The sequence below is a fragment of the Nostoc sp. S13 genome (genome assembly GCF_029379315.1).
GTDB lineage: Bacteria > Cyanobacteriota > Cyanobacteriia > Cyanobacteriales > Nostocaceae > Nostoc.
The window spans coordinates 1-18,674 of sequence record NZ_JAQYWQ010000034.1 but is presented as its reverse complement, the minus strand read 5'-3'; the positions used below and the strand labels follow the sequence as shown (position 1 = coordinate 18,674).

Annotated in this window: 10 protein-coding genes and 1 pseudogene; 3 read left to right on the top strand and 8 right to left on the bottom strand. The window is 41.9% G+C overall.

Annotated features, from left to right (window positions below):
* Nucleotides 1-24 precede the first annotated feature (24 nt).
* Nucleotides 25-534, bottom strand: coding sequence for a hypothetical protein (locus PUQ00_RS13180; RefSeq protein WP_300416931.1), 510 nt, complete (start codon nucleotides 532-534; stop codon nucleotides 25-27).
* 631 nt (nucleotides 535-1,165) lie between these two features.
* Here PUQ00_RS13180 and PUQ00_RS13175 point away from each other — a divergent pair.
* The 3 genes from PUQ00_RS13175 to PUQ00_RS13165 are packed head-to-tail and all read left to right on the top strand — an operon-like array spanning nucleotide 1,166 to nucleotide 3,361.
* Nucleotides 1,166-1,954 (top strand): SDR family oxidoreductase, encoded by a 789-nt coding sequence (locus PUQ00_RS13175; protein ID WP_300416929.1) that lies wholly within the window; start codon nucleotides 1,166-1,168, stop codon nucleotides 1,952-1,954.
* Between the two features lie 52 nt (nucleotides 1,955-2,006).
* Nucleotides 2,007-2,459 carry a VOC family protein gene (locus tag PUQ00_RS13170; protein ID WP_300416926.1) on the top strand — a complete coding sequence of 151 codons (453 nt, stop codon included), beginning with the start codon at nucleotides 2,007-2,009 and terminating at the stop codon, nucleotides 2,457-2,459.
* Nucleotides 2,456-3,361, top strand: coding sequence for a hypothetical protein (locus tag PUQ00_RS13165; protein ID WP_300416924.1), 906 nt, complete (start codon nucleotides 2,456-2,458; stop codon nucleotides 3,359-3,361). The genes PUQ00_RS13170 and PUQ00_RS13165 overlap by 4 nt, the downstream gene beginning before the upstream one ends.
* A 189-nt stretch (nucleotides 3,362-3,550) precedes the next feature.
* Here PUQ00_RS13165 and PUQ00_RS13160 read toward each other — a convergent pair whose 3' ends face one another.
* The 7 genes and pseudogenes from PUQ00_RS13160 to PUQ00_RS13130 form a co-directional block, all read right to left on the bottom strand.
* Nucleotides 3,551-4,444, bottom strand: a complete 894-nt coding sequence (locus tag PUQ00_RS13160; protein WP_300416921.1) for an NAD(P)-dependent oxidoreductase — start codon at nucleotides 4,442-4,444, stop codon at nucleotides 3,551-3,553.
* A gap of 450 nt (nucleotides 4,445-4,894) precedes the next feature.
* Nucleotides 4,895-4,987, bottom strand: a pseudogene (locus PUQ00_RS13155) (IS5/IS1182 family transposase); the annotation flags it as partial.
* 84 nt (nucleotides 4,988-5,071) lie between these two features.
* Complete coding sequence (locus tag PUQ00_RS13150) at nucleotides 5,072-7,642, bottom strand: hypothetical protein (RefSeq protein ID WP_300416918.1); 2,571 nt, start codon at nucleotides 7,640-7,642, stop codon at nucleotides 5,072-5,074.
* Between the two features lie 59 nt (nucleotides 7,643-7,701).
* Nucleotides 7,702-11,901 carry a hypothetical protein gene (locus tag PUQ00_RS13145; RefSeq protein ID WP_300416915.1) on the bottom strand — a complete coding sequence of 1,400 codons (4,200 nt, stop codon included), beginning with the start codon at nucleotides 11,899-11,901 and terminating at the stop codon, nucleotides 7,702-7,704.
* A gap of 135 nt (nucleotides 11,902-12,036) precedes the next feature.
* Nucleotides 12,037-12,969 carry a hypothetical protein gene (locus tag PUQ00_RS13140; protein ID WP_300416913.1) on the bottom strand — a complete coding sequence of 311 codons (933 nt, stop codon included), beginning with the start codon at nucleotides 12,967-12,969 and terminating at the stop codon, nucleotides 12,037-12,039.
* The gene (locus PUQ00_RS13135) at nucleotides 12,966-14,390 is read right to left on the bottom strand and encodes a hypothetical protein (RefSeq protein ID WP_300416910.1); all 1,425 of its coding nucleotides are present in this window, start codon (nucleotides 14,388-14,390) and stop codon (nucleotides 12,966-12,968) included. Before PUQ00_RS13135 ends, PUQ00_RS13140 begins: the two co-directional genes overlap by 4 nt.
* A gap of 88 nt (nucleotides 14,391-14,478) precedes the next feature.
* Nucleotides 14,479-18,504, bottom strand: coding sequence for a DUF6603 domain-containing protein (locus PUQ00_RS13130; RefSeq protein WP_300416907.1), 4,026 nt, complete (start codon nucleotides 18,502-18,504; stop codon nucleotides 14,479-14,481).
* Between the last annotated feature and the right edge of the window lie 170 nt (nucleotides 18,505-18,674).

Here is an 18,674-nt window from a genome sequence, read left to right as displayed (position 1 = left end):
AAATCGACTTTGGGGCGGTAACCTTCACGGCATTAGGGATGCAGGGGTACTCAATTCTGAAAACAATTGTTTATTTTCGTCTGATGCCACCAAGTTGTGCTTGTGGAGCGCGAGCAAAATAGGTATGACCAGAATCCCATCTAAGAAGTCAGCTATCATGGGGTCGCCAACATTCCATCGTTGGCGGGAGCGATCAATCCAACCTATGAGTTGACCCGACTGCTGTCCCATCAAGTAGGACTCTATGGGCAGGTGGTATAAGTCAAGGATTTCCTCTGGTATCTTTTTGTGAATTAGAGCCTCATTCGTTAAAGAATACGCGACCACCTCATTTTGTGAAAGCCAATTTAACGATAGCATCATTCTCAAAGCCACTTGGAGGTGACCACCGTTTGCCCCCAGGTGTTCAACGATTTGCTCCTTCTTCAGCGAACCGTGATCCTGTAGGAGTTCAAACAGACCCTTTTTTTTACAAGCCAAAATTACTGGAACAGTTACAAACCCGTGGGCGTAACGATTGATTAGATATAACATGGCTTTCCCTAATTTCTGAATTTAATGCTTTTTTCCAGCTATCAAATATCGGCTTTTAAAAAACGATGATGTTCAAGAAGTCGTTGATTCGGAAATTGTAACTGATTTGTGTTATTTTCTCAGTTTTTCTCACTGTCAAACCTAACCTGTTAGGTGCTCGACCTCTCATCCTGATCGTAATCGACCACGGGGCGATCGCAGACGAAAACACAATGCTTCTCTTTGGGTAAAGCAGTTACAGGGATAAATACCAGAGATTCCAGTAGATTGAATAAAAGTAAATAACCGGATCTCAGCAATGGGGATTAAGCAGCATTGATTACTTGTTCAGAAGAATCAGCAACTTCAGGAAGCACTCGATTTGACTGGGGAATTAGAGCGTGTAGATTTTCCTGAGGAGGAACTGAGCTACCTTAAGGTGTATACTATAGCTGATGTCGAAACACAGTCAAAAATGGCTTAATTCAGATTGTTCTCCCGCTAATTCAAGAATTTCCCCAAGCGATGCCCTCTCTTGTCTTAAGGGTCTTGCGTCGCTTAATTACTGCTGAAGCGGTCTGCGATCGCCTGCTGGTTCAATTGAAGACTTTTAATCAATAATAGTTAGTCCATAAATAAGAAAACCAAATAAATGGATATAAGTTGTGAGGGCAAACACGCAATTGTATGCGGAAGCACGGATGGCATAGGTAAAGCTTGTGCGATCGCTTTAGCCGATTTAGGAGCCAGCATTACACTGATAGCTCGAAATGAACAAAAGCTAGCAGACACTTTACAGGAGTTAAAGACAAGCCCGAAACAAAGCCATGATTTTATCGTGGCAGATTTTTCCGACCCAGATACCTTGAAAGAGAAAGTAAATGCCTACCTCGCTGACACAAAAATTATTCAGATCCTCATTAACAATACAGGAGGTCCCCCACTAAAATCAGCGCTGGCAGCAAAACCATCAGACTTCATTACCGCATTTAACCAACATTTGATTTGCTTTCATATCCTCAGCCAAGCTGTCATACCGGGCATGAAAGAAGCTGGATATGGCAGAATTATTAATATTACTTCCTACACAGCCAAGCAGCCTCTCGACGATATGATTGTTTCCAATACAATCAGGGGTAGTGTTTCCAGTTGGGCAAAAACACTGGCAAATGAGCTTGGCAAATATAGAATTACGGTTAATAACGTTCTGCCCGGTTCTACAGCAACAAAGCGGTTAGATTCCATTGGTCGTGACCGAATGAAATTGACAGGCAAAAGCGAATCGCAAGTGGTAGATGAAATGAAAAATATTATTCCAATGGGCAGGTTTGGCAAACCAGAGGAAGTAGCTTGGGCTGTAGCATTTTTGGCTTCTCCAGCCGCTTCTTATATTAATGGAATTAACTTACCAGTCGATGGCGGAAAAACAAGAAGCTTGTAAATAATCCGCAATTGTTCGTACCGTTCTTCTAAACTTTTTTAATGATTTCCACATGTTGAAATTCGATCACCTTGCCATACAAACTGATGATGTGGAAAATACAGTGAGGTGGTATAAAGATTTTTTCCATTGTGAAGAAAACTGGAAACTAACAGAGTTTTCCGACCTGACCTTACAAAGACTTCCTTCAATTACTAAGCTTGTCGAACTTCAAGCAGGCAATTTCAAAATTCACATTTTTGATATCAATAGTGATAACTGTGTTGTTCCACCCATTGCAGTTCAATATCAACACTTTTGTGTAGAAATATCAGAAATAAATCAACTTGAAGAACTCAAAAATTCCTGGCTCAATCTTTACGAATCAGGACTTTATAAGTTTAAAAGAGATGACAAAGCCACCGATATTGTGACGGACAAAGATGGAATCTCATCGTTCTACTGTTATGATATAAACGGCTTAGAATTTGAAGTAATGTATAAACCCCAGCCCAAAAAGACATGAATGATTTTCAATTTGGCGACTATCCTTACAATAACGAAATAATAGAGATGCCTAATCGGGAATCAATAGGCGAATTAGACATTTATCCCTACCCGGAAAGTTATTTTTCAAAAGAGTTTCTCTACAGCCTAGACGACAACATTGAGAAATGGAAAAATCCAGAACTGTGTGATATGTGCTGGTTCAGATGGATAACAGGTCATCAAACGATGCTTGTTTTGTGGTATTTGCTGTCAAAAGAACTGTTTGCTGTTATCAACACAAGCAATATGAGTGAAATTGAACAAAAACTTAACGTCTGTATAAAAATTTTCTTAGGTTGCTCTGTAATATTTGAATATACTGGTTCGTGCCCCCAACAATTTTATCACTCAACAGTAAGACCTTACATGGCTCTTTTCCATAGAGGTTTTAGTGGCACGTGGTCAGTTGATTACGAGCTTATACCCCAGTTAGTTAATCAAATTATAAAAACTAACTATCCCGATAGCCTAAATAATACTCAGCAAGAATTCAAACAAAGTTTTTTACAACATCAAAAGAGTCACTATGCGGTTGCCAAAAAACTGGTACCCTCAAGTGCTTCTTTGCTTAAAGAAGCAAAAAAAATAGATTTACTAGAGGTTAACCGCAGTGAGGAACACAATGTTCTGTTTGATTATTTCTTTTTAGTCAAACGAGTCACACATCCTAAGCCCTCATTGTTGTATAGTTTAAGTAAGCGGATAAAAGCGATTATTATTGATTTAACAATCAATGAGTTTTACGTTGGCTCCGACTCTGAGTTGAGCCTAGTTGAATTTCCTGAAAAAGGAGCATCTAAACACCAGTCAGACATAAAATCAGTGTTATTTGAGTCAGCAAAAGCTTCATTTGATATCCTCCAAGGCAAACGCATCTAAAATATAAAAGTCCTTTAATAGCATGGGTTTGAGGTTTCATTATTTAAGCTATTGTATCTTCAATTTATAGATACGTACTATCCTAAAATGCTTGATTATGAAGAAATTAATCTAGCTGAGAATCTTAAGCAGTGGCGCGATCAACTTTCGTTATTGCCTCATATCTGACACTTTTGTTAATCAAGCTTGCTACTGTGCAAATGAGTTTATCAAAAAATTACGGGCATTCTGGATCAATTTCTCTCGAAGTCGCATAATTGATTCTGAAGTGGCATAAGCAGCACGCTCTACTCGAATAACATTACTCTGCAAGAAAACTCGTTCGTATGCACGGACTGCTATGGAATCAAAAATGGCGGTATTAGAACGCAATGATAACCATTTTATCAAATCTTCCTCGCGAAATACCTGTCCAATACAGGTATTCACGAGAACTGCTGAATTTCTCATGCAAGAAAAATCTTCCGCACTCAAGGCTTGGGTATAGGGAGGAACGTGCAATGAAATAATATCGCTTTTAGACACAACATCCTCTAATTTTGAATAGGTGATGTAAGTATCCTCTAATTCAGGCTTAAGCGTCCTACTATAGTACAAAACACCCATACCGATTCCGCGTGCAAGTTTGCACAAAGACGTGCCAGTTTTTCCCATACCAACGATCCCCATTGTCTTGCCATGAAGTGAATAAGGAAACTCTGGCCAGTCGTCCCTCAATAGACCCCGCGCCAAGGCATAAGCGACGAAGATCACAAATTCAGCTGTTTCGGTATCGCAATATCCAACCACAGGGGAAACTTGGATGCCAAGTCGGGTTGCGACTTCGATATCTATGTTGCGTAGACTGGAACCGTACACCCCTATGTATCGAAGTTTCGTCACTTTTTTCAACAAAGAAGCATCTACTATGGTTTGTATATTTACAAGCAAGCAGTCTGTTTCACTGACGATTGGATCGACGACATCCTCTATGCCACTAAAAATGGCTACTTGCGCTTTGGATATAGACTGAAGACACTTGAGGTCTTGGTCGCGTAGTGTGGTGATACCAACAATTACAAGCTGGTCAAAATTAAATTGCATCCGTGCTTTCTGAGAATTGTGTGGCAAAAAGTAAGTTGTTAACTTAACATGATTTTAATCAGATATAAAATTTAAAGGTGGCAAAATAAAAGTTGAATATAATTATACTTGCTGTTGAATGTATTTATAATTATCCCAGGAGCAGCAGAACCGGCAAGATGATGCCATCCGATTCGCCCGTGAGGCTCTCGATTCTCAATAGCGAATCTTATGGCAATAAGCGTAGCATGACTTGGAAGTGCTATAAAGTACACATTACTGAAACCTGTGACCTTGACGAGGTTCATCTGATTACTAATGTTGAGAGAACCCACGCCCATCTTTTAGATGTGGCTCAGACCGAGCCAATTTATAAAGCCCACATTCGGCACCGTAACTGTCACAAGTTCCAGCAATTCTCATTTTGAAAAAAACCAGAGAAAATTCTCTTATTTAAATAGGGAACGATACTTTCGCCGTCACTCCCACATAGCCCTCTCGCCCAGATAGCAGGTTTTTGATTCTTTCCCACTGGTCATCCCGTAGTGCGTATCGGCGCGTCATCGTTTTCAATAGTGTTTATTCTTTTTCAGCAGTTCTGATTCCAGTTTACCTAATTGATGACACGCCCTAGATTTAAAGCATTGGCTAGATTAATTGATAATCTCCTACACGCATGATGTAAGCTAGCTTGTAATAGAGGGGCATAATATCAAATGACTTGGTGTCTTCGTCTTTCTCTGGGTAAGGTTCAATTGTTATTCCTGTGGGGGTATACTCGCTGTAACCCTTGTCACTATCCGTTATTTCCCAACCATCGTAGGCGTTAGTCCAATTAACACGATGCGTACCCGGGTGTGTCCATTTCAAATCCATCCACTTAACTTGGTGTCTATGTCCAACATCATTAATTTTATGATTATGACTAGGCAGGTGAATTGCTTTAAGCTTTACAGTCGCTGAACCGCCTGTTGGATTAATATTGTTTGAACCATCACCTCCCAAGACAAACCTCCCTATCAAATTAGGTGTTATAAGCGGCTTGTCTGGATTCTTTACATTCTTATATCTATTTCCGTTACACAACGCCCAACCTTTGGGTATATCTGTTTCTTTTCCAGACCACATCATGATTGTCCCTAAGGGTGGCTGCGGGTAATCGACTGTCACTTCCTGGAAGACTTCTTGACCAGTTTTTTCATTTCTTGCTATCAGCTTGAATGTTGTGGTTTGGTCAATGACAAATTCAATGCTCTGCTCCACACTATCTATTGGGTTGGGTAAATCTTTGGGGGGAGAACAGATTATGCTGGTAGCGTTGCTGACTTTGTATTTTAAAGTAACCCTAGGAAGGTTAGCTGCATTATCAACAGTAAACTCATCAATTACCACAGGTTGAACTTTTTCAATCGGTAAGGTAAAGCAACTATCCTCGTAACCTTCGATGTCTTTGTACTCGATGTACATTAGGGTTACGCCCTCGTTAATGACAGGAATATTACTAATTTGCAATTCTAGGGTAGCATTCTTGTCAATACCGAGTATCTGAGTGGAATTCTGAGGTTTGATAGTCCAGGATACATTATCTTGGCTCTGGGCGTCTTTTTGAATATTATGCCAGTTATTTCCATACTGTTGTTTATAGTTAATCGAGACCTCATTAAGATCGTCCTTAGTTGCCAAAGCACCAACATCACTCGGAGTATTATTGCTGCATACAAAGGAGATAATAAAGCGAGGATTTGGAGCTTCTGTTTTGCTCGGCTGTGGCTTTCGACCTTCAATAACGGTCTTTTGAGAGGCATTGGTTAGATATAACACCAGTTCATTGGTTTCTCTTTGTCCAACGTAAATGCGGTTAGTATGGGTAAAGCCGCAGAGCAACTGGGGCTTATTGAGGTTTTTTACGCTTGCTAGCAGTGCATTAATAGTAAGCACATCGTAATTCTCTACCTTTTTCAAATGATCTAAAACAGTTCGGAATTCCTCTAACTGTTGTTGGATGCCATGTTGTACTTTTTGTGGTATTGTTTCTTCTAATTCAGCCTTCGCCTTGTCCAAAGCTTTTTGGGCGATATCCAGAAGTTGATTGCTGGGTAGTTTGAAGACAAACAGCTCAGACTGCATTGTCCCATCTGGGACTCCTGGAATATTGCGGTAATCGATACTTACATAATTCGTTTTGGCAAGGGGCGCGGCGTTAAGGTTTTTTAGGCTAAAGCTAAGTGAATCACCCAACTCAATGTCTTGTTTGGGAGTCAGTGCCAAATATGTTCCGAATTTACCACTGAAGTGCTGAACATTGATATCCCAGGGTATTGTATCTTCTCTCCAACTTAAACTTGTCTCTGTTTGATTGATTGAAAGAAGACCGCTCTCTAACGTAGCAAATGTTGGAAAGTAGGCTATGTAACCTTCCGGAATATGAGGGAGTAAAGGAAAATTTAGAACGTTAAAAAACTGATTCCAAATAACTAATTCGCTTATTTCGCCTTTAAAAACATATATCTCTTGAATGCTACCTATCCTAATTTTACTAATATTATTAAAATTATGTGTCGATTTTGTGATTCCAAAAATAGTTTTGTATATAAAGTTTTTCGTAGTCAAATTATAAAAATATACTTTATATTCTTGCATACGTTTTGTTAAGAAAATCTCATAAGGTTCATCCATTTTGAGGGTATTTGGGTTATTTTTATCGATAGATCCCTTAATCTGATCGAGATAAAAAGAACTTACTGACAAATTTATTTGATAAGTAGTAGTAAAATCCATAATATCTAAAGATAATTTTATCTCATTACCATAAATCTCAAATATTAAAGGTTCTATCTGACTAAATTTTATTCTTGCTTTGATTATAAAGTTATCCAAATCCACTGATTCGTTTAAATTTAAAGAAACCTGGTTTGTCCCGTTAAAATAGGGAACTTTTATTACAGCATCATTAGTAGTAACCTGAATTTGTTCTATATCTTCTTTTGAAAGCATGCGGTTGAAATAGACGTAAAAGGTCGAAGGGCTAGCTTGTGTTAGCTTACTTTCTTCAACTGGCGTGCCTCCTTTTAAGCGGATGGGACTACCCGTATGGTTCTTCAATGTCAAAGTCAGTTCGTTGGATTCATCCCCCACATCCATGATGTGAATGGCAGGTTTTCCTTCCTTGTTGGCAAGGTCAAAACTTAAAGGAGACTGAATTCCGCTATTACCGTTCATTGTTGTAAATTCTCCGTTGTGATTTTGCAAAGCGTTTTTCGAGATTGTCGAGAAAAGATTTATTGCGAGTTGCGTAGCTCTAACCATCCTTCTATAATGGCTAGACGGTCAGGAGATAACTTAGCTCGGTCATCAACATTACCGATTTTCTGCGGCAGTTTCCAGGTATGGGGGTCTTGTTTCTGAACCCAAGTCCACTCTCCGTTGTTTTCTGTAGGAACGGGAAAGGCGACTTGATCAGGATAACTGAGAATTGGCCCACCTAAGAAAGAAACTTCCATTGCTTTGAGAGCTTTCTCATATTGGTCGGGCGGTATTTCCAGCCCTTGAACTGGCAGCATCGCTGTAGTAGCATGTACCTTGGCACGGGGGTCGATAATCATGGTTACGCAAAGCGGTGGGGAATTAGGATCGGCATCCAGTTCAAGGGTGTGTTCCCGCGGATGGAGGATGTCTCCTGTATTCTCCTGTGCCGTTGGTGCGTAGAAAAACTGATAGTTGGTCTGGTATCCAGGTGCATCGTCGCGGAAATAGCCGACCAAACCATCGTTGATATTTAACGTATCCCCTAAGCGCACGGGAACTTTTACTTTGATAAAATCCTTGGTATCTCTACGCTCCAAGTTATCAGAATAGACATCTGAAGCAAAGGATTCCCAACTTTGGTTGGCGGCGGGCAATCCCTTAAGTTCCATCTTTAGAGAAGCTCGCACTAGCGCCAAAGGGCGACCCATCAGTACAGCCATCTGCTGATGTTGACTATGGTTTTGGGGGTTGATATTATCCAGTGCGACATCGCTTACTTGTAGGAAAGCATCTAAAAAACCCCTGGCAATGCCATCGTTGTAGACGTAGACGGCAAAATCCCGCAGGTGAGAATTGGTATGGGCGAAAGCGGTGCGAATGTCCTTTTCTTCTCGACCGGGCGCAGAGTGCCAGATTTCTCTCTGTTTATCTTCACTCAAGATTATATAACCAATATACTGTCCCTTGTTGTCGTAGAACAGCAGACTATCGTCCAGGTAATTGGGTAATATCCAGCCGCAAATCGGGCTACTGGCTGGATGGGAGTTCATCTCCACCTCGTCGTCGTGTTCAGCAGAAAGCCAGAGAAGTTGTAAGCGAGTAGGCTGGGAAAAACGCGGTGCCAAGAAGATATTTTCTTTTTCCTGGTCGGTTTTCCCAGGCGAAATCATACTTTCTGTCCGAATGATGTTGTCTGCATTCAAATTTTGAATTTGCCCGAAGGCATCAATTAACCGCAGTTGGGAGACTGCCATAAAGCCGCCCCGAATGGGGTTGTAATAGTTGTTTGGCATGGGAGCATGGGTATTAAACCGATCCACAGCATCTTTCACCCGCTGGTTACTAAACTCATCAAGTCCCGGTGTGGCGGCTATAGGGTCGCCGACAGGTAGGCGCAGGGTCTGCTTTCGCATAATCATTGCTGAGTTGAACCCGCCTAAGGCTTGGGTGAGAACAGGTACTTCAGGAAGTTGCTGTGCCAGAGTTTGCAGTTGATCTAGTAGCTGGTTATCCGCTTTATCCTGTTCTGAAAGGTTGTCTCCCTCATGCTTAGAGTTGTGCTCCAAATAAGTTTTGATGGCTTGCTTTAGGTTAAGGGAAGCATGGGCTGTTAAGATGGTTGAACCACTGTAGGCTTCCCGACCTCTGGGACTGATTTCGCTTTTGTATGTCAGGTCTAGATAGTCTTCATCATTGTTATAAGCAGCAGAAACGGTATCGTGACGGTAGCCGTCGTAATCCGTCATTTTGCGTACCGGGCGATATTCCACTTCCCATTGCAAAAGGAGCGGTATCCAAGGATTCTTGCCTTGCCCTTGGTTTTTACCAAAGTCAGGCAAGTTTGCAAATAAATTACTATCCCCGTTAATACCCTCTTTGTCGATAACACCAGAAGCATTAAAGTAAGATGTGGATGTTAGCTGGCACTCAAGGGAGTCCTTTTGTCCGTAGCGGTTGCTGGAGTTCAGAAAAGACTGATCACCGGAAAGCAGGATAACAGGTTCATTGGGCAACCAATATCGAGAAGCTAGACCAACTCGCAACACAAATGAAGTTGAATTTGAGTCGCTTTTTTCGACAATTGGGAGTTTCAACAGTCTTTTGTGAAGGTCTAGCAGCTTCTCCACTACCTGCCCAGCCAGAGTATTCTCCTGTGGTAATTGACTAAGGTCAATCTGTGCATCGACTAATACCTGCTGGTTTTCCTGGTTTACTGTTGCTGAACGACTGTCAGAATTAGTTTGGGGGTTATTGAGGAAAGTAAGTTCTCCAGTTTCTGCAACTTTTTTATTGAGAAGATCTATTTCCCGCCTAATAAAGGAAGTAATATCATCAATAGTCACATTTTCTAAATGATTGCTTTCCGGTGCATATTCAGCAACCATGTATTTGTACCAGTCAGCGAATATTTGCCAGCGCGAATCCTGAATCTCGTCCCACTGCCTGTCATACTGTTGTTGCAGGATGTTCAGTTCGTTTAACTCAAAAGCTATTTTTTCCCACTGTACATCGTAGAGGCTTTGCCTTAGCTGGTTGAAACTATCAGTTAGCTGTGCTAACTGTTGCTCTAGTTGTTGCTTGAACTGGTTTAACCTTGATTTTAGCGATGCAAACCATTGCTCTACCTCTTGTTTGAGCTGATTTGGTTGTTCAATTAACTGCGTCCACTGTTGTTCTAACTGTTGCCTTAGCTGGTTTAGTTCTTCAACTAACTGTAGAAACAGTTGCTCCCCTTGCTGCTCTAGTTGATTCCGCTCTTCAATTAACTCTGTCCAAAGTTGCTCTAGCTTGCTTGGTTCTCCACCGAGTTGTTCCCAAAGTCGCTCCAGCGGTTGCTTATATTCCAGTTGCTGTACAAACACTGGCTGCCATATTTGCTGCTGTAAGTTTTGTTGTATCGACTCTATAAAGCTAATTGAAAAACCTCTTGTATTCGTTATAATTAATTCCAACTCTGACTGAAGCAACTCTCCCTGCAAAGAAACATATGTTTGTTCTACTTGCTGAAACACCTGTTCAAATATAGTCTCATGCCTTAGCTTGGTCTGGATTAGTAGAACCTCAGCCAAGGTTTCCCATAGGTGCTCCCACGCTAGCTTTAGATCGCTCAGTTCCACAGGTAGCTCTTTGGCTGCGTCATCTCGTCCATCTGCTTTTTTCACCAACCAGATATGTCCACCCTGAATGGCTCCAAAACTGTTTTGCTGTAACTGGTACTCCAGTTTTTGCAGCCCACCTAGGCGGTCAAATTCCGGAAGTAATCCTGTTTGTAAAGCATCGAAAATAAATTCTTTTTTACGACGTTCGTCTGGATTGAGGTCGGACAACTGGTGTGCCATAAATGCCGAAAATACCTGGATAAGAGTATTGCCTATAGCTACCTGGACGTTCTCCTGAGGCTGTAGGGCATAGCTTTGATTGGGGTTCCAGTTAATCCTAGAAATTTCTCCAACAAAGAGAGTTTTGCTAGGTTTTTCATTACCTAAAAAATTCCACTGATACTCTTTTTTGAAATCTTCTGGTTTCCATTCCCCGCTGCTAAAGAGAGGGTCGTTTTTCGACTCACTATACCACCCAACAACTCGATAGCTAACACTATCAGCCGAACCATCCATCGAATCGTATAATCCAAAGATGTTGGTGCAGTTGGGGTAGTAGGAGGCAAAAATAGGGTCTCCAGGACCAATTGCTGTTAGTTTTTCATAATATTCAGCCGCGTTAGAACCGTTGGTTTGCTGCCATACCCGCCACTGGTCGTAATGGAAAACCCTGCCCATGTAGCGATAGGGCTGTGGGTTTGATTCACGAGGCGTTACAGGGACAGTAATGCTGTGTGCCGCGTCCAGAAGGGTTTTAGAAAGATAGTCGCTTTCAATAACCCAGGCTTTGTTGCGATTGTTATTGCCATCAACTATTCGGATGACTAACCACCGATTGGGTACGGCTGGGAAATCTACGTGACCGTCATTTTGAGCAATACCGCCTGTCAGGGCGTTGGGGAGCGCCCAATGCAGGTGAATACCTGGCTTTCTAGGGCTATCTCCCTCAAAAGGTTGGGTCTCCAGGTATTCGCTAATGTTAGCCTCTGGGTCTACATATTCGTCCCCCAGACGATAGGGCAGTCTGGAAAAATCTGCTCCTCCACCAGCAAAGGGGATTTGGTTATCTTTATTACCCACGCACATGGCTTCTACGCTAATGGGAACAATTAAATTGGTAGAGCTATCTGGCATAGTCTTGTTTCCTATTGCTGGTATGAATGATTGGAGGAGTTGCTCATCAAATCGGCTTGGATTAAGTGTTTGTTGGGCGAATAACGCACTATTGTTTGACGTTTCAGGGCGTTAGCAATAGGGTGACAATATACCCTACTGTGTTGAAAATTTTACGTTTTGCACTCCTTCTACCATTTGTAGGGCAAATTCAGCTGATGTGAATTCTTCATTAATCCCCGCATCGCGCAACTTGTCTACAATCTTTTGTTTCAGTTGGCTCACCTTAAGGACTTTTTTCTTGTTATCTCTTATGCATTCATTCATTTCCTGAGAATTAATAGTAACTCTTTGTCCGTTTTTTTCAATTTCTTTTCTGACTTTTATCTGAGAATTATTCGGGTCTGAACTAATTTCCCAAAGTTCTTTATAAAGCTTCAGATTTTCATCAATATCCACACCAAAATGCAAGCCTTCGGTGGGTTCGTGAATGAACACATTCTGGAGTATGCCTTCAAACAGACACAGCACAATATTGTCAGAAAGCCGCTCCATGCGGAGAATTTTTAATTTTTGATTTGGATCTTCAGTGTCTGCACCAGAGGGATAGGCTTCTATTTCTAACCCAGGCCAGCCAGATACAACAGCAGAACGTAGCAGAAAACCACTGAGGGGCTGTTCACTATTGTGTTGACTGCGGCTGTGAATTTTTGAGGCATTGGGCAAAATCATATTCTGCCGAAGCGCCGTTGCTTCTTGGTGAGCTTGTTTGTGTATGGTAGGAGACAATGCTTGGCGATGGTCTTGGTCTCCTTGAGTAGTATTTCCTAGGCTTAAAGCTCCTTCCAACAGGCATTTCAGCCAATTTAAATCCACCTGAAAAAACCGGATGGATTCTTGCGGGAGCATTTTTTCGTGAGGAACAAGGTAATGAAAGGGAACGCCGTGGAGCAGTTTGAGTCGCGCTAGCCAGGTAACGAGTTCTGGTGGTATGGAATCATTATCATGCAAACTCTCGATTTGCTCCCGATTTTTGATATTTTTCAGAAATTTCTGTGCCGACGAGGGTGGCATCAACTTTTTCATCATGGTGTTGACTTTTGGTTTGAGGACAGGTAAGGGTGGTTGGCAATAATTTTCAAAGCTTCTTTGGTGAGATTAATATCTTGCAGCTTTTGCTTACGACTACGGAGTGTCAAACCCAATTGGTGTGTAACGATGGATTTCTCCAACTGTTGGACTGCTGTCTGTTTGTGGCTCCTTTTCCAGTTACACAAGGCAGTGGCAAAGTGTTTGTTTTGTAAAGCCAGTAAGCGTCCCAACTCCCATGCTGCCAAGTAGGAAATGTTGTACAAACCAGTATTTTGATGGAAGAAGGATAGCTCAACAATGGAACTTGGGAACGGTAAAATGGGTTTTACTGGGCAGGGAGCAAAGGAACCGCGATACCAGGAAATCGTCTGTTGCCCTTCCCTTGTTTGGTGGGGAACAGCCAGATATCCTTCTTCTAATAGTGAAGAAACGGGTGTAACGAAAGTTGTGTTTTGGGAATTTGAGTGTGGCGATGGATCAGCTGTAAACTTAAGAGTCCCAGTGTCTAGATGCTCTAAAAATCCTTGAAAGCTCTCCTTTTCATCCCTAGCGGTAAAGCTCCAACTTTTTAGAGAAACGAGGCGGATGGTTGTTGAAGTGGTTGGCGTCTGTGTTCCTTCCTGAGGCAGGTACTCAGACAAACCTTCGAGAGAAACCAGATGCACGGTACTCTTTACGCCTAGTTGCGGAAAGCGGTTGCCCATGATCGCAGAGAAGTTCTGAACGCCAGGAGTTGCTTCTCCACTATTGGCAGCACCGACTGGTGGGTTATGGTTGTGTTCTTTCCTGTCCATGCTCACATCGCGGGTATGAGCTAGGTATTTGAGGTCTTCTTCTGTCGGTGCAATGGCTTGGAATAAATCTAGAGGAATGTCAATAGTTAGGCAGTTGTCATCTAGGTCTTCTCCGTAGTCTAAGGAATCTTGAAGTTTTCCGGGTTTAAAATAAGAAACAATATTACTAGAATCTACCAGATCTTGTACTTTTCTTTGCTCAACTTTGGGAACTTTACCATCTTGAAAGTCATCATCCTCTAACAGAAGTAAAGCCAGCCAGGGAGCTTTGTCTTTCCCGTCAGTTTTTACAGCTTTAGGTGAGTTTGAAACTTCAATTGTGCGTTCCCAAGGTAAAGTGCGTCGGGTAAAAACGATATGCGGTAGGCAGTTTGAATATTCTCCCAAACTGTTTTCAGGAGGAAAGAGGGCGTAAACTTCTGCCGGGTTGAGTTGAAAACGTTCCCCTCTTACCGTAAAACGTTTTTCAGTTTCGTATTTTTGCCTAGGAAAAATATCGTGTTTTTCTTCTACAAGTCGGACTTTGAGTGTATAGTCTCCTGCTTCGAGAGGCGGGAGGTAGTGCTGTACGAAGGTAACAATTCCTTGCGTGATATCTTCTTGCTTTACTTCTGTGCTACTCATTGGCTGGCTCTTTTTTGAAGTTGATGAATTCTCGTCTTTTCTATCCTTACTCCTGCTTCCCAGCTTTAGACCAATTAAAAGTAGTTTATCAAATTAGTACCTTTAAATAATCGAGAGCATTTATGATGTTTTCATCTGGAGAAACAGGCTGAAACTCTTTGTGACTGAAAGAAGATGCTTCGGTTTGCCAATCAAAGTGAGGAACCGTATCAGCAACTTCGGTTTGGAGACTTCTGACATCAACGGGAAGAGTTTTATCGGGCTTTTGCACCTTAGGTACAATCCGATATTCCATCAATATATTGTCAATTAGACTATCTTTCTCCAGCTTGGGCTTATCTGTTGACGGCTCTTGCCACAGAGCCTTTGGCGCACTTTTTATACTTGGTTGCAGATCAATAGTAGATCTGTCTAGAGGTCCGTCTTTTCTTGTCAGAGTAATGGTTAGTTGGGGGCTAAAATTATCCTTATTTAAGCCAACAGGACCAACGCCAAAATTGTTATTCCAATCAACAGATTGCTCTTCCTGAGAAAGCTCTGATTGGTCATGGTTATCGTTATAGGAGAAATTTGCTTTTTTGATGGGAATTTTAGAACTGAGTATCAACAAAAATTGCTCCGCATTGATAATCCAGTCTATGGAGTTTTCTGGTGTTTCTCTCAAATTGCCATTGCCTTGTGTCAGGTCTTTGACCAAACCATTCCCCACGCGGATTTCGCAAGCTTTTACTTTTGATTCTGGATTTTGACCTAGAAGGAATGAGCTTTCAAAATCGTCCCAACTTATCTTTTTAGGAGAACTCCGATCTGCTCCAAAGGAAATGGTGAAGGAAATCACAGTCAAATCTACCCAGGCTGTTCCTCCGAAGGGATTCCCCCAAAGATGCAAGCCTACGCCAATATGAACACTGAGGGTAAACAGTGCCAGATCTACCGAACACCCAATGCTGACAGAGAATTCTGCTTCAAAATGGAGGGGCTTCCAGGAGATGAGAAAGTCGGTATGAACGTTGAACCAAGCTTTGATGCCACCTTGGTGGAAATTAGCTTCTAGAAAGCCCCCAGCCATTAAGGCGGAAGCGGTAAGGGCAAAGTAAAGCCCTCCCTGGATACTCAAATTCCCAAGTTTCCAAGACAAGCCCAACCTGGGTTCTTGAGGATAATAATCTGGAGGAGTGAAATGGGAATGGTAACCACCTAGGGTGATGACAAAGTCGCCCTCGTGTTCTCCTGAAAACCAAACATAAAATGCAAACCCACCTGTAAGATGACAATCTTTAGAAAAAATATAAGATTCGGTAGTCAGTTTAGCTTGTACTGCTAGTAAGCCAGCCTCTGGGTTTAGGGTTGCTTCTAAAGCAACTTCAATGTAGGCTATAGGAGGAATAGGAGATGCCATAGCAATAGGAGATTTCGCAGGAATCTGAACGCTAGCAAAGCCTAATAAGCCTAGTTCAAATCGATTACCAAATGAGATAGTGACTAAAGCAAAGCAATCTAGTTGTTCAAAGCAAGTAAAACGCACCCCTGCCGCCAGCCAAATCTCTCCATACTCCGGTTCAATAAACTTCTCCATCACCCCGAGGGCATGCAATGAACTCTGTGTGCCTTGGAAGGGTCCACCATTTTGTTCAATAGCAGCTGCAACTAAAGGAAAGGTTTTTACCTCATCAATGGAAGGAAGTTTCAAGGAGCGGTTGAAACCGACACCTGCTGCTAAACCAGTAACAAAAAAGAAAGGTGGACCTCCCAAGGGGTAACCCAGGAAGGCAAATATAAATAGAGAAGGCGGTTTATCTTCGGGTTTAAAATACGAGCCTAAAGCGTTTAAAGAAAATTGTTCCGCTTTGATAATCACTTGGCCTGCGTAAAGTTCTCCGTCTTCTCTTTTTTCTCTGAGAAAACCTCCTCCAATGGTGATTGGTCCGTTGCTATAGTCAATTTCCAGTCCCTTAAGTCCTACTTCTAAATGGTGGAGTGGATCTTTGAGCGGAAAACTTAGACCGAAGCCGTCCAGTCCCAGAGTGATGCCACCCGCTGACAGAGCTGCATCTAGGCGCAACCAAACTCGGCTTTGCTGCCATTCCAACCCAACTCGCTTGAAATTAACTGGACCAAGGGATTTTTGCACGTTAATCCAATAGGAAAGAGCTTCCTTGGATTGACTAGCTTTGGGTTGAGGAGTAGGGGGTGTAGAATCTGGAGCAGATAAAGCCCTACTGGCGCGGCTAGAAGTACCTTGTCCCCCAAGCTTAGACAAAGTTTGAGCAGGTTTCTGCACCTTCTCCTTGGGAACCATTGCAAACTCGAAGCTCTCCGTGAAGCTCTTTTGGGTAGGGCTTTCCTGGAAGGCAAAGGTTCCTCTCAATTGCATACCCTTTTTAATGGGGTAAGTGTTATCCCCTAAGGGCAGAACACTTTTGTTCTGTGTTTGCTGCTCAGAACTAGCATCGGCTTGATCCACATCTGCCGTTGCCGCTATAATACGCAGGTCGCTCAAGCTAATCTGATGCGGTTGGAGGGCTTCTCCAACAACTGGCAGGCTACCAGTAGAAATCTCCTGAATTTCTAGACCAAAGGCTACGAACCAAGAACTTTGTGGTTTCTGCTGCTCCGAAGTCTTCGGTTCCTGTTGTCGAGAGGAATGTTTGCCAATTTTTAAAGATACATTGCCCAGCTCAGGCAGGTGGGCTTTTACAAGGAGTTCTTTTTGCTCGATATCAATTTCTATATTAACTTTGTCTGGCTGAAAAATCTCGCCTAAGGTACTTAAATCCAGTCCGTGATCTGAAGCTAAACTGGCTAGGTTCAGGTTTTGTTCGCTGTCAGTGCCTTGCCAACTACCAGTAAGGTGCTTGCCTTGTTCAAAATTGAATGCAACATTGAACTCGTTATTCTTGATTTGGAGCTTGCCAGAAATGCTGCCCTTAAACTGATATTTTTTGGCTTCTTGAGATTTGGTTTGGGTTTCTTGAGGTTTGGTCGCCTCAAGCCTTAAAGTAGCTGAAACAAGCGGATAACTTTGTTCGCCAACTGCTACAGCAGTTGTTGGATTGTTCTCCAGGGTTCCTTCAAAGGTGATGTCTTTGGTTTTGGTGTTGAAGGATACACCAAGGTTATCTAGTTTTAAATTAGTTATTGCTGATGGTAGATTTGGATTATAATCTCCATCCAATTCTGCTATTAACTTTCCAATAGGAATTGCTTGTTCTGTACCAGTGCTACCTGAGAATTGCCAGCCTTCACCAGAAACTAGGTGGGTGGCTGTGAGAGTTATATCACATTCAGCTATGTTAAAGGCAGCAATAATTTCTCCCGTAGTGCTACTTTGTTCGCCGCCTGCGTAGGAGAGATATAGGATAATCTCTTCAAGTTCTAGTTTGTTATTGCCAAAGCTTACAATTTCCCAAGACTCGAATACCGTGGCGGTCATATCATAAGTTTTGCTGTCGAAGTCTAGGTTCATTGTGAGTTCTTCGACTTTCAATGTCGGTGCGTCTGCACCAGGAAGAAGATGCGCCAGAAGGCTACTTAGATCTATCTCACTTCCGGAAGATAAGCTAGCACTAAGCGAAGAGAGGGAATCAAGCTTGGCATCTAAACGTACATCGCCGTTCCCCAGTGCAATTTTCCCAAAAATTTGGCATTGGCTATACCAGTCCGGAATGTCTTCAGTATCCCATTGCTGAAAGTCTGTTGAGTAAAAGCTCAGAAACCCAATGTTGAGTTCATCGAAGGTAAATACATTGGGAATGAGAGACCAATGATTAGCCAAACTTACGACAACATCTATACCTTCCAATTTTTTAGTGTTTTTATTTACCAGCAACTCAAGTTTGGAAAAACCTAAACCTTCGAGTAGTGAAAGTTGTGAAGGTAACCAGTTGAGGTTTGTAAAATCGATATTTTCATCAGACACAAAGCCAGAAATTTCGCCAAGGGTGGAGATTTCAAAGGGCTTTACTATAGTAGTTGCTAAAACTAAATAATTATTGTCAATAATTGGATCTGGATCTTGACTTAACTGAATCGGTGTATTACCAACTGATAGTGTTAACTGTGGTGTATCTAGGTTTAGGGAATTGATAGATTGTTGTATATTTCCTAAGGTCATGGCTTGATTAATTACAGGTATTTAGACTATATTCATATCACTAATACGTGGTATTTTACTCTGAAAATCACAATTCTGTGTTTTACTGTTTTTATGACTAATTGTTAGAAATCGGTTGTTTCCAAGTATTCCGAAATTATTTCTTTTCTCTCCTGTTTATTTCTTCTTAA